Source organism: Blastococcus brunescens (assembly GCF_035320885.1).
In the GTDB taxonomy this organism is placed as follows: Bacteria; Actinomycetota; Actinomycetes; order Mycobacteriales; family Geodermatophilaceae; genus Blastococcus_B; species Blastococcus_B brunescens.
Genome location: NZ_CP141261.1, coordinates 1,358,556 through 1,371,173, shown reverse-complemented (window position 1 = coordinate 1,371,173; position 12,618 = coordinate 1,358,556). Strand labels below are relative to the sequence as shown.

Below are 12,618 nucleotides of genomic sequence, written 5' to 3'. Positions count from 1 at the left end.
CTACGTCAGATGTCGCGTTGCTCGCGGCCGAACCGGCCGGACAGGTGTCGACGTTCCACCGTGGCCTGCGCCACACCGCGTTCCTAGGCTGTCTCCGAGGGGCGGTCCCGTCGGCAGCGCCCACCTGCCCCGGCGGGTGTCGTTCCGCGGTCGTCCCGCGCCGGGCGACCGTCCCGCCCCGACCGTTCGGTCGAGGTGTTCGCAGAGGTTCACAGCCTCGAGCGAGCTCCCGGCCGACGAACGGCGGAGCCCGACCCCACCGCGACCGACCTGCCGGCCCCGAGAGAAGGCACCTTCGTGAACCGCGCCATCACCGTCCGCGAGCCCGCGGCCCGCGCTGCCCTGCAGAAGGCATTCCAGACCCTCGGCTACGAGGTGATCCCGTTCAAGAAGACCGAGCAGGCGGTCGTGGAGCACGTGCCCACGGACGTGCGGCTGACCGTCACCGCGTCCGCCGCCAAGGGGCAGGACGTGACCATCGACCTCACGGTCGCGCTCGTCGGGCACGGCTACACGGTGGCCCCGCACCTCTCGGCCCAGCAGATCCGCGACCGCGCCCATCTGGCCGAGATCGTGGCCCGCTGCCGGGAAGCCGGCGTCACCGAGGTGTTCGTCGTCGGCGGGGACCCGACCGAGACCCCGACCGAGTTCACGCACGCGCACGACCTGTTGGTGGCGCTGCACGAGACGGACCACGGTTTCACCGACATCGGCATCGCGGGCCACCCCGAGGGTCACCCCGAGGCGCCGGACGACGTGCTGTTCCAGGCCCTGAAGGACAAGGCCCCGCTGGCCAACCACATCAAGACCCAGATGGTGTTCGACCCGAAGGTGATCCTGCACTGGGCCCGGGAGCTGCACCGCCGCGGCATCGACCTGCCGGTCCACATCGGCGTGCCGGGCGCGGTCCACCGCCAGAAGCTGTTGCGCGTGTCCAGCGGGCTGGGCATCGGTGAGTCGGCGAAGTTCCTGAAGAAGCAGCAGACCCTGCTGTGGAGGTTCTTCCTGCCCGGCGGCTACAACCCTGCCAAGATCATCAAGGGACTGGCACCGCACATGGGCCGGCCGGACAACAACATCGAGGGCTTCCACGTGTTCACGTTCAACGATCTCGAACCCACCGAGGAGTGGCGGAAGAAGACGCTGCAGGGTCTCTCGTGACCGCTGCGGCCCCGGCCCGCTGCACCACGACGACCGTCTCCTGAGGAGCACCCGATGACAGCACGGATGATCGACGGCAAGGCAGTCGCGCGCCAGGTGCGCGAGGACGTCGCGAAGGGCGTCGAGCAGCTCGTCGCCGCCGGTGGGACGGCCCCCGGGCTGGCCACGGTGCTGATCGGTGACGACCCCGCGTCCGAGGTCTACGTCCGGAACAAGCGCAAGCTGTGCGTGGCCGCCGGGATGCAGGACCAGCACCGGCACCTGCCCGGCGACGTCGGCCAGGAGGAGGCCGCGGCGCTGATCGACGAGCTGGCCGCCGACCCGGCCGTCTCCGGCATCCTGCTCCAGCTGCCCACGCCGAAGCACCTGGACTCCGAGGCGCTGCTGGCCCGCATCCCCGCCGAGAAGGACGTCGACGGGCTCACCACGGCCAACGCCGGGCTGCTGGCCCAGGGCCGGCCCGGGCTGCGCCCGTGCACGCCGTCCGGGGTCATGGCGCTGCTCGACCAGCACGACGTCCCCTCCAGGGTGCCCAGGCCGTGGTCGTCGGCCGGTCGGTGCTCGTCGGCAAGCCCATGGCGCAGCTGCTGCTCGAGCGCCACGCCACGGTGACGATCTGCCACTCGCGCACTCGGGACCTCGCCGAGGTGTGCCGTCGCGCCGACGTGCTCGTCGTCGCGGCCGGCATCCCTGGCCTGGTCGGTGCCGACGGGATCAAGCCCGGCGCCACCGTCATCGACGTGGGCATCCACCGCGGCGAGGACGGCCTGCACGGGGACGTCGACACCGCGGCCGTCGCCGAGGTCGCCGGCCTCGTCACCCCCGTACCGGGAGGCGTCGGGCCGATGACCATCGCGATGCTGCTGGCCAACACGCTGACCGCGGCGAAGGCGCAGCAGGGCCGCACCGACTGATGTCCGCGCCCCTGCCGTGGGCGCGCTTCGACGACCTGCGCGGCGGGACGGCCCTGCTGTGCCCGCCGGCGCACCGGGTGCTCAGCACCACCCGCGTGGACGAGGTGGCCGACGTCCTGCGCGAGGTGCAGGACGCCACCGAGGCGGGGAGCTGGGCCTTCGGCTTCGTCTCCTACGAGGCGGCCACCGGGCTGGACCCGGGGCTTCCCGGCGGCCATGTCCCGGGCGAGCCGCCGCTGGTCTGGTTCGGGCTGTGCGGGGAACCGGCACGCATCCCCCGGTCGCGGCCGGCGCCCCGTCCACGGCACCGGTGCCGCCGTGGCGGCCGGACCGGACCGACGCCGAGCACGCCCGGGCCGTCGCGACGGTCCGCGAGCACATCGCCGCGGGTGAGACGTACCAGTGCAACCTGACCGACCGGTTGCGCTCGTCGGTCGACGACCCGCTCGAGCTCTACACCCGGCTGACGCTCGCCCAGCGCGGCTCCTACAACGCCTACCTGGACCTCGGCGGGTCCGTCATCGCCAGTGCCAGCCCGGAGCTGTTCTTCGAGTGGGTGGGCTCCGAGGTGCGCACCCGGCCGATGAAGGGCACGGCCGCCCGGGGCCGGACGACGGCCGAGGACGAGCGGCAGAGCGGGCTGCTGCGCGCGAGCACCAAGGAGCAGGCGGAGAACCTCATGATCGTCGACCTGCTCCGCAACGACCTCGGCCGCATCGCCGAGGTCGGCAGCGTGCGCGTCGACGAGCTCTTCACCCTCGAGCGCTACCCGACCGTGTGGCAGATGACGTCACAGGTGAGCGCTCGCCTGCGGCCCGACGTCGACCTGCTCGCGATCTTCCGCGCGCTGTTCCCCTGCGGCTCGGTCACCGGGGCGCCCAAGCAGCGGACGATGGAGCTGATCGGCGAGCTGGAGCCCATGCCGCGAGGGGTCTACTGCGGAGCGATCGGTCTGGTCGGGCCTCCGACCGCGCCCGTCCGCGCCCGGTTCAGCGTGGCCATCCGGACCGCCGTCGTCGACCGACGCACCGAGGAAGCCGTGTACGGGGCCGGCGGTGGGATCACCTGGGGGTCCGACGCCACCCGGGAGCGGGCCGAGCTGCACGCGAAGGCCGCCGTCCTCGCCCATCCGGTGGCCGATCACCAGCTCCTCGAGACACTGGCGTACGTCCCCGGCGAGGGGCTGCGCAACCTCGACCGGCATCTCGCGCGGATGGCCGACTCGGCCGACTGGTTCGACTTCCGGTTCGATCGCGCTGCCGTCCTCGCGTCGCTGGCATCGGCCGTCGGCGAGCGTGCGGAACCGGCCCGTGTGCGGCTCCTGCTCTTCCGGGAGGGGCGGGTCGAGGTGGAGCTGGCCGGCCTGCCCTCTCGCGGCGGGGAGCCGGTGCGGCTCGCGCTGGACGACGACCCCGTGGACGCGCAGAGCCCCTGGCTGCAGCACAAGAACACCCGGCGCGACGTCTACGTCACCCGCGCCCTGCGGCACCCCGAGGCCGACGACGTCGTCCTGATCAACCAGCGGGGCGAGGTCACCGAGACCACCATCGCCAACCTCGCCGTCCGCCTCGACGGGCGGTGGTGGACCCCCGACCGGGTCCGGCTGCCTTCCCGGGGTCGAGCGAGGGCGACTGCTCGACCTCGGCCGGCTGCACGAGCGCGTGCTCACCCTCGGCGACGTGCGCGCCGCCGAGGGCCTCGCCGTGCTCAACTCGCTCCGGGGCCGGCGGTCCGCATGGCTGCTCCCTGACCCGATGCTCGCCGGAGCAGGACGGCTCCGAGTGGCCGGGACCGCCCGGACGACCGACGATCACATCTCGGCACGCCCGGCCGGTGCCGGTGAGCGCCTGTCCCCCACCGCTGCCTCGAGACCCTGGACGCGACCGTGACGACTGCAGAGTCCCCCGCCGCCGAGGAGCTCGACGGCCAGTCGCTCGGCGAGTTCCTCGGCCAGCTGGCCGCGCGCATGGCCGCACCGGGCGCGGGCGCCACCGCGGGGATCGAGGCGGCCCTGGCCACGTCGCTGGTCGCGATGGTGGGTCGCTTCACCACCGACGAGGAGCACGCCGACGTGGTGCGCGAGATCGTGGCGGAGGCCGACGCCCAGCGTGACGTCTGCCTGGAGGCGGCCGCCGAGGACCAGCAGGCGTTCACCGCGGTGGCCCAGGCGATGAAGCTGCCCCGGGACACCGACGACGAGCAGGAAGCCCGACGCCGCGCACTCTCCGCCGCGCAGCTGGACGCCGCCCAGCCGCCACGGAGGATCATCGAGGCATCGGTGCAGCTGGCCTCGCTGGCCGAACGGCTGCTGCCGATCGCCAACCGCAACCTGGTCAGCGACGTCGCGGCGGCGATGGCCGCCGCCCGGGCCGCCGCCTCGACGGCACGACTGGCGGTCGAGACGAACATGGCCGGGATCGACGACGAGCGCGCCCGCGCCGACCTCAGCTCCGCCGTCGAGGTCGTCGACGACCTCGCGCGACGGGCCGAGGCCGTCGAGGCGGAGGTCCGGAAGCTCATCCGCCGCTGAGTTTCAGCGGCCCCGGCTCCTCCGAGCAGGTCCCGCGGCTCGCGCGCTGCTCATCGACCGGCGCGCCCGGTGACGGTGGCCAGCACGGCATCCGCGTCCTGGCCACCGTCACCGACCCAGGCGACGTACTGGTCGGGACGCACCAGCACCAGGTCCGAGCCGTAGGCGTCCCGGACGTCCTCGTCGACGTCCACGATGCTCAGCGGGACCGCGGCCCGCTCCGCTGCCGCGACGAACTCCTCACCCGTCGTCCCGGCGCGCAGCAGCACGAAACCTCCGCCGGTCAGCCGGTCGAACAGGTCGACGTCGGTGCCTTCCGGTTGCGACGCCAGATGGTGCCCCGGCCGAGCCCGTGTCTCGTGCCGCCCGCGCGCACTGGGCCCCGCTCCGCCACGCGCCGCGATGATCGGAGATCCCTCGTAGTTCGGCTCGAAGGCGTCCACCTCCGCGGGCGAACCGGTCGCGCGCTCCCGCCAGGCGGCCTCGAACGCGGGCCGGTCGGTCTCGGGGTCGTACGTCGCGAGGAAGTCCCGGTCCACCTCGATCGCGCGCGCGATGAAGTGGTCCCGGGTCGACGCGAAGACCGGCCGCCGCTCCGCGTCGTAGGAGTCCAGCAGCCGCGGCCCGCCCCATCCCTGCAGTGTGGCGGCGAGCTTCCAGGTGAGGTTGGCGGCGTCCTCGAACCCGGTGTTGATGCCGTAGCCGCCGTACGGCGGGTGGCTGTGCGCGGCGTCGCCGGCGATGAGCAGGCGGCCGGCGCGGTAGCTGTCGGCGAGCGTGAACCGCATGTCCCAGAAACCGACGTGCTGGACGTCGACGTCGATCTCCGCCCCGACCGCGCTCCAGACGAGCGGGCGGAAGTCGGTGCTGCGGTCAGCGTCCGCCCGGTCGACCGGCGCATGGAAGAACCACGTCTGCTCCGCATCGACGCGCCCGAGGAACTTCCAGTACCCCTCGAGGGCGGGGTCCAGGACGTTGAAGTACGACGTCCCCGGGAAGCGGTCCAGGACGCCGTCGAGCTGCCGGGAGCGGAAGACGAGCAGCACCATCATCTGGTCGTGGTCCTCCCCGTCTCGGTGATCCCGGCAGCGGAGCGGACGAGGGACCGGCTGCCGTCGCAGCCCACGACGTGCTCGGCCTCGATCTCCAGGACGTCACCGGCGTCGTTCTGTGCACGGAGCCGGGCACCCCGTCGTCCTGGGTCACCTGCTCGGCCCGCCAGCCGTAGTGGACCGAGACGTCTGGCACCTCCGCCACGCGCTCGCGGAGCGCCCGCTCGGTGGCGTACTGCGGGAGGCGCTCGTTGTCGGTCGCGTAGAAGCGGCGGACGGCGGCGCGGCGCTGCCACTCGTAGGAGTACGGTCCGAGGAGCGAGCCGTAGGCCGTGTACCCCACGATGCCGAACTCGGGCGGGATCGTCCGACCCGCACGGACGCGCTCCTCGGCCCCCAGGCGCGCATGTGCTCCATCGTCCGCTGGGTGAGGTTCTGACCCTTCGGCACCGGCTGCGGCTGTTCACGGCGCTCGATGACGGCGCACTGGATGCCGAGCTGTCCCAGCCCGATGGCCAGCCCCATCCCGACCGGCCCGCCGCCGACGATGGCGACCTGGGACCTGACCCGGTCGCCGGTCATCGAGCGCCTGCCCGGAAGGTTCCGTCGGAGCGGCGGACGTCGCCGCCGGCCCGGGGCGTGACGAGGTGGGTGGTCATGCGCATGGCTCCTCGGGAGGGACCCTCGACGAGCGCAGGTTCCGGGAGAACCGGCTCGGGAGTCCGCACGTCGCACCGTAAGCGCTCACCCTCGCAATCGCAGAGAGATTCCGTATCGCGGAACTTCGGGCGATTTCGGTCTGCTGGCCGCTACAGCTACTAACTTCAGCTCGACAACGTGGCGAGCGCCACACCGCCCCGAAAGGACGCCCCGCGTGAAGACCTCGTTCCGATCCGCCGCCGCCATGAGCGCTGCGGCACTGCTGATGACGGCCTGCGGAGGCGGCGAGTCCGAGTCCGCGCCCTCGGGCGGTGGCGGCGAGGACGGCGAACTGGCCACCCTCACCGTCGCGGACACCAACGGTGCCCCGCTGTACTTCCTGACCTATGCCCAGCAGGAGGGTTTCTGCGAGGACGCCGGCGTGGAGCTCGACATCACCGCGTCCAGCGGCGGCGCCACCGTCATCCCCCAGCTGGTCAGCGGCGACCTTGACGTGGCCGGGTCGAACGTGGTGTCGGTCCTCATCGGCGCGTCCCAGGGGCTGCCGTTGCGGATGATCGCCGGCGGCACGAGCACCTCGGAGGAGACCGAGCAGGACTTCTCCGCTCTCATGGTGGCGCCCGACAGCACGGTCACCGACATCAGCCAGCTGGAGGGACAGCGGGTCGCGGTCAACACGCTGCGCAACATCAACGACATCGTGCTCGGCGCGATGCTCGAGGAGGCCGGCCTCTCCTACGACAGCGTGGAGTTCGTCGAGCTGCCGTTCCCGGACATGGCCGCCGCGGTGGAGAGCGGTGACGTCGCGGCCGCACTGCTCATCGAGCCGTTCGTGTCGCTGGCCGAGGAGAGCGGGCTGAAGATCATCGGTCGGCCCTACTCGGCACTCAAGCCGGGGCTCCAGATCGGCACCTACGTGGTGTCCGAGCAGTTCGCGCAGGAGAACCCGGACGCCGTCGAGGCGTTCCAGGAGTGCGTGCAGGCCGCCGCCGATTCGATCCGGGAGGACCCGGACGCCTTCCGCGCCGCCCTCCCCGAGATCGGCGACCTCGCGCCGGAGCTCGCGGAGAAGGTGCGGATCAACCTCTGGCAGGGCGGATCGGACGAGGAGTCGCTGGAGCTCGTCCAGGACCTGATGGTCGAGTACGGGCTGATCGAGGAGCCGGTGGACCTCGACGAGGTCGTCATCGGCTGATCCTGCGGCGGCTTCGGACGGCTCCGGACGGCGGTGCGGCTCCCGCATCGCCGTCCGTGCCGTCGCGGCGCGGGTGCAGCGGTCCCCGCCCGGTTCACCGCGCCGCAGGCAGCCGTTCGAGCACCAGCTCGGCTCCGCGCAGGACGGCCGGCGCCAGGGCGCGGATCGCCGACACGTCCTTCATCCGGCTGATCGGGGCGGCGATGCCCAGGCCGGCCAGCGGCTGCCCCACGGTGTCCCGCAGGGCGGCGGCGACCGCGCAGACGCCCTCGGTCGTCTCCTCCCAGTTGATCGCGTAACCCAGGGTCCGCACCTCGGCGAGTTCGGCGCGCAGCGTGGCCAGGTCGGTCGCCGCGGCCCCGGTCGCCGACGCGGGGAGCCGATCGTCGGGATACAGGCGGGACAGTTCCCGGTCGGTGAGTCCGGCCAGGATGGCCTTGCCGACAGCTGCGGCATGTGCCGGGCGGACGACGCCGGTCCGGTTGCCGACGCGGACCGAGCGGGGACTCTCGACGCCGTCGACGAAGCGGATGGCGGTGCCCTCCAGCAGGGCCAGGCTGACGGTCTCGCCGGTCTCCTCGCGCAGCTGCTCCAGAACGGGACGGGCGACCCGTCGGATGTCGATCCGGTTCACGGCGGCCAGACCGATCTCCTGCAGTGCGGGACCGGGCCGGTACGCCCCGTTCGGCCGGTCCTGGATGACGAAGCCGCGGCGGCGCAGCGCCGTGAGCAGCCGGTGCGCCGTGGAGCGGGCGACCCCGAGGACGTCCGCGGCCTCGGCGACGCGCAGGGCCGGCCGTTCGCCGACGAGCTGGAGGAGCCACAGCGCGTTGTCGACGGATGTGACCGATGCGGGCACCTCGTCCGCAGCCCTGTCCGACGCTGGACGGCTCCGCTCGTCTTTCGACATGGCGGAATCGTAGAGCCGGACCTTCCGGAGCGGCCGGAATACTTGCGTACGGGACGCCGTCGGTGACACCGGCTCGCGGCCGCTCGCACCGGGTGACAGAGCAGCGGTTCGGGGCCCGGTCACGGACGAGGAAGGCCCCTGACCGGCGATGCTTCCGGTCCGGGGCCTGGGTGGCTCCCCCGACTGGACTTGAACCAGTAACCCTGCGATTTGATCTTGAGGCGCTTGCTCGCGTTGGCTCAGGTTGAAGACGCAGGTCAAGGGCGGTGCGAAGCGTTGGCTGCGACGGTTACGCACGGCTGGTTGCGGGAGTATTGGGTGCCTAAAGAGTGCCGCTCGCGGGGTCCCGCGCCAGCGACGATCAACGGCCCGGCGCCTTGGTGCGCGCCGGGGACCCCTCATCGCCACTCACTGCATCCTTCCTCGACGGGCACATCCCGCGGTCAAGCGTGACACCCCGCGACTGACGTCCCGTCGTCGCGATCGCGATCGCGACAGGACCAGAGCCCTCGTCGGCGCTTTCCCCACGGACGACAAAACCTGACGCCACGACTCACCTCGACCGGAGCTTCAAGAGGCATCCGGTCGAGCGCCGCATCCTAATTCTCCGCGGGGTGTCACCAAACGGCTCCGAATAGCGCCTTCTCCCGATGAGAGCGACTCACCAGCGGGAGCAGGGATGTGCGGTCAGCCGGGACGACGGACAGCAACAGCGCTTGCGCCGGCACCGTCCCACGTCTCCGCTGCTTGTCGAGACGTGCTGCAGGCCCTCGTCCACCGCTACGGCGGCGACACCCACCGGCTGCTCACCGACCTGGCAGACATCATCGGCGCCAGCATCGCCTACGTCGACCGGTTCACCGTCGAAGCCCACCTCGAGCGGCCCCTGTCCGACCGGGAGTGGGCCGCCACCGCCCAGCAATTCACGGCCATGGCCTTCGACGACCACGTCGGAGACAACGGCAGCCTCCGCACGGATTGGATCGAGGACGTCCTGGCCAAGGCCGGCGTACCGGGTCGTAGCCAAGCCGGGCCGGTCGCCGGATCTCCATTGGGCGGGGCATGAGCGCCACCCGGACCTGCCCGGCCTGCGGCTACAGCCGCGCCTACGCCAGCGGCGCCCTCGCCGACGTCCACCACGCGCGCCATTCCTGCGCGAAGCACCGGCAGGCCATCGAGCGAGCACGTCGCCGTGTCCAGCGCACCCAGAGTCGGGTGAGGCGAGACTGCACTCATCCGCGTGCTCGGCACGTGCATGGAACCCGCGTCGCCTACGTGAAGGACCGCTGCCGATGCACCGACTGCACGGCCGCCAACACCGCGGCCGGCCGTGCCGTGCACCGCGCGCAGACCTTCGGCCGATGGCGACCGTTCGTGGACGCCGCCCCGGTGCGCGAGCACATCCGCGCGCTACGCGCCGCCGCCATCGGCGTCGAGCAAATCGCCATGCTCGCCGGCATCTCCACCAGCCACGTCCGCGAACTCGCCGACCCCGAGCGCGACGGCAACCCAGGCATCCGGCGGGTCCGGCCCGAGACCGCCCAACGGCTCCTGCGCATTCGGGTCGACCAGGCCAACCGGGCGCCGCGCAGTCAGGTCGCCGCCACGGGCACTCGTCGCCGGCTGCGGGCTCTGATGGCCGTCGGCTGGCCCCACGACGAGCTGGCCGCCAGGCTCGGCCGAAGCTCCGCGGGCCTCCGACGCAGCATGCTCAGCGACTCCGTCACCGCGCAGACCGCGCAGGACGTCAGCGCCCTCTACGAGCAGCTGTGGAACCTGCCTCCACCGCAGTCCACGGACGACCAGCGCGCTGCCGCCGGCGCCGCCCGGGCCTTCGCCGCGCTACACGGGTGGCTGCCGCCTTTGGCCTGGGACGACATCGACACCGACCCAGACCCCCGACACCACGCTGAGCATGCACAGACGGACGATGATCTGGATGAGATCGCCATCGAGCGCGCCCTCGCTGGCGACGGCGTCCGCCTCGAGCACCTGACTTCTGCCGAGCAAGACGAAGTCGTCCGGCGTCTCACCGAGCGCGGCAAGTCCATCCGCGACATCGCCCAACAGCTCGCAACCACCAAACGCACGATCTCCCGCCGGCGTGCGTCCATCAACGCCGCATGACCATGTGAGCACCGGTTTCCCCGCATACGGTTCCCCTACGATCCCAGCCAGCTCCCATGCCTTCCCGCGCCTCACACAGGAGATGTTCCCTCGCGGCTGCGCTCGGCAGACTGGGCAGCGAGTCACACCGACGGCCTCGGCGGACTGATGATCCGATGCTTGAACCCACCCCGGCCAATTTCGATGCAAAGGATCAGCCGGTCGGGTCCTGAACCTCGGCAGCATCCGACGAAGCCTGAGCCTGCCTCGACTGGGACCGTCGGGACAGCTGATGTGCGGCCAACAAGACGAGCAGGGCGCCACCGACGATCGCCGATGTCGTCGCGCCAGACCAACTGGTGCTGCCGGCGCCATCGGACGCCTCGGGAATGTCGCCGGTGCGCAGCCCGTCCGCCAGTGCGGTCACCGCACCGCTCCAGTGGCCGTTCAGGACCTGCGGCTGGGCCGCTGCGGTGATGAGCTGGTCGACCTCCGTGACGTCATAGGGGAACGTGTCCCCCAGCCACCACTGGTACCCGTTGTCGTCCACGGCCATGGCGAACAGCAGATAGGAGGAGCCGAGGTCGGACTGGGTCGCGACCTGCTCCGCCCAGTCCGTTCCGGCCTCCTCGAAGGTGGACACGAGGACCACGTGCAGTGATCCCCCGGTCTCGTCCCGGACGGCTTCAAGGGCGCTCTCGACCTCGGCCGCTTGTGCCCCCAGGGCACCGTTCGGATCCGTCAGCAGCGCGTCCACCGCGAAGGGAGGCTCGGCGACCGCCGGGCCCGTCCCGGTCAGCAGGAGTACCACGAATCCGGCGAGGACGGCGAGGACGCGGTGCACCCGGCGTCCTCCCCGAAGCGGCTCTGTCGGGATGCGCGATGCGGGGAGTTCACGGCGTCGAGCGGTCCGTCGGCGACGCGGCATGCCCGCGCACGGCTCGCCGTGCATTCCGCGCTGCGTCGGCCGCCAACTGCTCGAGCGGGCCGCGGCCCACCGCCATGCGCCAGGCCACGGCGAACACCAGCACAGCCACCACCTGGAACAGGTAGCCCGCCGTGGCACTGAACACATCCAGCGGCGAGTTGATGAACAGGACGTGTGCCGTGTAGAGGGTGAGGGTCATGCCCCCGCCGCAGCGATCGGAAGCAGGTACTTCCCGGCCGGGCGGGCGAGCAGGAGCATGCCACCGAGCAACGCCGCGCTCACACCGATGGTGTGGATCAGATCCAGCGGCGTCGAGGTGTGCGGTGCCGCGGTCGCCAGCCACCACCAGGTTCCCGTCGGTGTGGTGCCGCCACTACCGAAGACGAGGAGGTCGCGGACCTCGCTCTCGCTCAGACCGCTCTGGGCGGCGGTCGCGTAGAGCTGTGACTCACCGCCGAGCGCCTTCAGCAGGAGGGTGGACATGGCCCAGGCCCCGACCGCGGCGGCCGAGCCGGCCGCGAGCAGCCGGACGGCCACCCGGTGCTCGGACAGCCGCAGCCGGCCGATCGCGATCCCGATGCAGATGTAGGCCATCCAAGGCAGCGCGGGGTACAACCCGGTGACGGTCAGCTCGATCAACAGCCCGACGGGGTCGGTGAACACCTGGCCGATAGCGATGTTGTCGCCGGACGCTTCCGGCAGCGCCGGACGGACGAGGTGGCTGAGCACCGGGACGACGACCGCGATCACTGCCCCGGCGACGAACAGGACACGTGTGGAGAGAAAGACGGCGGGGATCGCCAGGAGGAACAGCACCGCGTAGTAGACGAGGATGACCGTCGCCAGGCTCGCGTCGGTCCAGCCCAGGAAGAAGCCGACGGCGGCGATGACCCCGGCGCGGGCGGCCAGCGACGCCGCAGTCGCCTTCCACTCACCGGGCTGTACCCGTCGCCGGCCGGTCATGAAGGCGATGCCGATTCCGGCCAGCAGTGCGAACGTGGCCGCCGACTGGCCGGCGGCCAATGCGTAGTGCCAGGTGACCTCGCCGTTGTCGTCGAAGGCCCACAGGAGTGCACCGCCATCATCCCGAGCAGGGCCAATCCCCGGGTGACGTCCACCCCCACCAGCCGGCCCGGCGCGGTCAGCACGGACGGGCCCGGTG

Annotated in this window: 17 protein-coding genes; 10 read left to right on the top strand and 7 right to left on the bottom strand. The window is 71.8% G+C overall.

The window, feature by feature from the left end:
• Positions 1 to 297: 297 nt before the first annotated feature.
• From U6N30_RS09100 to U6N30_RS09070, 7 genes are read left to right on the top strand one after another with little or no spacing between them, the layout of a single operon-like run.
• Positions 298 to 1,161, top strand: a complete 864-nt coding sequence (locus tag U6N30_RS09100) for a methylenetetrahydrofolate reductase (protein WP_324277034.1) — start codon at positions 298 to 300, stop codon at positions 1,159 to 1,161.
• A 54-nt stretch (positions 1,162 to 1,215) separates the two neighbouring features.
• Entirely contained in the window at positions 1,216 to 1,773 is a 558-nt protein-coding gene (locus U6N30_RS09095; RefSeq protein WP_324277033.1) for a bifunctional 5,10-methylenetetrahydrofolate dehydrogenase/5,10-methenyltetrahydrofolate cyclohydrolase, read from the top strand.
• The gene (locus tag U6N30_RS09090; protein ID WP_324277032.1) at positions 1,737 to 2,075 is read left to right on the top strand and encodes a hypothetical protein; all 339 of its coding nucleotides are present in this window, start codon (positions 1,737 to 1,739) and stop codon (positions 2,073 to 2,075) included. Before U6N30_RS09095 ends, U6N30_RS09090 begins: the two co-directional genes overlap by 37 nt.
• On the top strand, positions 2,075 to 2,488 hold the full coding sequence (locus U6N30_RS09085) for a hypothetical protein (RefSeq protein WP_324277031.1): 414 nt from the start codon (positions 2,075 to 2,077) through the stop codon (positions 2,486 to 2,488). Before U6N30_RS09090 ends, U6N30_RS09085 begins: the two co-directional genes overlap by 1 nt.
• On the top strand, positions 2,386 to 3,825 hold the full coding sequence (gene pabB / locus U6N30_RS09080) for an aminodeoxychorismate synthase component I (protein WP_324277030.1): 1,440 nt from the start codon (positions 2,386 to 2,388) through the stop codon (positions 3,823 to 3,825). The genes U6N30_RS09085 and pabB overlap by 103 nt, the downstream gene beginning before the upstream one ends.
• Positions 3,737 to 3,964 (top strand): hypothetical protein, encoded by a 228-nt coding sequence (locus U6N30_RS09075; protein ID WP_422678053.1) that lies wholly within the window; start codon positions 3,737 to 3,739, stop codon positions 3,962 to 3,964. Before pabB ends, U6N30_RS09075 begins: the two co-directional genes overlap by 89 nt.
• Positions 3,961 to 4,605, top strand: coding sequence for a cyclodeaminase/cyclohydrolase family protein (locus U6N30_RS09070; RefSeq protein WP_324277029.1), 645 nt, complete (start codon positions 3,961 to 3,963; stop codon positions 4,603 to 4,605). The genes U6N30_RS09075 and U6N30_RS09070 overlap by 4 nt, the downstream gene beginning before the upstream one ends.
• A gap of 50 nt (positions 4,606 to 4,655) precedes the next feature.
• On the opposite strand, the gene U6N30_RS09065 is transcribed toward U6N30_RS09070, so the two are convergent.
• From U6N30_RS09065 to U6N30_RS09060, 3 genes are read right to left on the bottom strand one after another with little or no spacing between them, the layout of a single operon-like run.
• Positions 4,656 to 5,657 (bottom strand): FAD-dependent monooxygenase, encoded by a 1,002-nt coding sequence (locus U6N30_RS09065; RefSeq protein ID WP_324277028.1) that lies wholly within the window; start codon positions 5,655 to 5,657, stop codon positions 4,656 to 4,658.
• Positions 5,654 to 5,827, bottom strand: coding sequence for an FAD-dependent monooxygenase (locus tag U6N30_RS33635; protein WP_422678100.1), 174 nt, complete (start codon positions 5,825 to 5,827; stop codon positions 5,654 to 5,656). Before U6N30_RS33635 ends, U6N30_RS09065 begins: the two co-directional genes overlap by 4 nt.
• A complete protein-coding gene (locus tag U6N30_RS09060) occupies positions 5,808 to 6,239 on the bottom strand; it encodes an FAD-dependent oxidoreductase (RefSeq protein WP_324277027.1) in 432 nt (143 codons plus the stop codon). Before U6N30_RS09060 ends, U6N30_RS33635 begins: the two co-directional genes overlap by 20 nt.
• A gap of 292 nt (positions 6,240 to 6,531) precedes the next feature.
• Here U6N30_RS09060 and U6N30_RS09055 point away from each other — a divergent pair, with 292 nt between their 5' ends.
• A complete protein-coding gene (locus U6N30_RS09055; protein WP_324277026.1) occupies positions 6,532 to 7,512 on the top strand; it encodes an ABC transporter substrate-binding protein in 981 nt (326 codons plus the stop codon).
• A gap of 94 nt (positions 7,513 to 7,606) precedes the next feature.
• On the opposite strand, the gene U6N30_RS09050 is transcribed toward U6N30_RS09055, so the two are convergent.
• Positions 7,607 to 8,371: an IclR family transcriptional regulator gene (locus U6N30_RS09050; protein ID WP_324277025.1), complete on the bottom strand. Its 765-nt coding sequence runs from the start codon at positions 8,369 to 8,371 to the stop codon at positions 7,607 to 7,609.
• A gap of 808 nt (positions 8,372 to 9,179) precedes the next feature.
• Here U6N30_RS09050 and U6N30_RS09045 point away from each other — a divergent pair.
• Together U6N30_RS09045 and U6N30_RS09040 are read left to right on the top strand one after the other, a co-directional pair.
• On the top strand, positions 9,180 to 9,488 hold the full coding sequence (locus U6N30_RS09045; RefSeq protein WP_324277024.1) for a hypothetical protein: 309 nt from the start codon (positions 9,180 to 9,182) through the stop codon (positions 9,486 to 9,488).
• Between the two features lie 269 nt (positions 9,489 to 9,757).
• Positions 9,758 to 10,549 (top strand): helix-turn-helix domain containing protein, encoded by a 792-nt coding sequence (locus U6N30_RS09040; RefSeq protein WP_324277023.1) that lies wholly within the window; start codon positions 9,758 to 9,760, stop codon positions 10,547 to 10,549.
• 193 nt (positions 10,550 to 10,742) lie between these two features.
• Here U6N30_RS09040 and U6N30_RS09035 read toward each other — a convergent pair whose 3' ends face one another.
• Genes U6N30_RS09035 through U6N30_RS09025 form a run of 3 tightly spaced genes read right to left on the bottom strand, consistent with a single transcriptional unit; the run spans position 10,743 to position 12,479 of the window.
• The gene (locus U6N30_RS09035) at positions 10,743 to 11,372 is read right to left on the bottom strand and encodes a TPM domain-containing protein (protein ID WP_324277022.1); all 630 of its coding nucleotides are present in this window, start codon (positions 11,370 to 11,372) and stop codon (positions 10,743 to 10,745) included.
• Between the two features lie 49 nt (positions 11,373 to 11,421).
• Entirely contained in the window at positions 11,422 to 11,655 is a 234-nt protein-coding gene (locus tag U6N30_RS09030) for a hypothetical protein (protein ID WP_324277021.1), read from the bottom strand.
• Positions 11,652 to 12,479, bottom strand: a complete 828-nt coding sequence (locus U6N30_RS09025; RefSeq protein WP_324277020.1) for a heparan-alpha-glucosaminide N-acetyltransferase domain-containing protein — start codon at positions 12,477 to 12,479, stop codon at positions 11,652 to 11,654. The genes U6N30_RS09030 and U6N30_RS09025 overlap by 4 nt, the downstream gene beginning before the upstream one ends.
• Positions 12,480 to 12,618: the final 139 nt, after the last annotated feature.

Coding starts and splice junctions, on each gene's coding strand:
- U6N30_RS09095 (WP_324277033.1), top strand. CDS start 1,216: ATGACAGCACGGATGATCGACGGCAAGGCAGTCGCGCGCCAGGTGCGC.
- U6N30_RS09090 (WP_324277032.1), top strand. CDS start 1,737: ATGGCGCAGCTGCTGCTCGAGCGCCACGCCACGGTGACGATCTGCCAC.
- U6N30_RS09085 (WP_324277031.1), top strand. CDS start 2,075: ATGTCCGCGCCCCTGCCGTGGGCGCGCTTCGACGACCTGCGCGGCGGG.
- U6N30_RS09065 (WP_324277028.1), bottom strand. CDS start 5,657: ATGATGGTGCTGCTCGTCTTCCGCTCCCGGCAGCTCGACGGCGTCCTG.
- U6N30_RS09060 (WP_324277027.1), bottom strand. CDS start 6,239: ATGACCGGCGACCGGGTCAGGTCCCAGGTCGCCATCGTCGGCGGCGGG.
- U6N30_RS09030 (WP_324277021.1), bottom strand. CDS start 11,655: ATGACCCTCACCCTCTACACGGCACACGTCCTGTTCATCAACTCGCCG.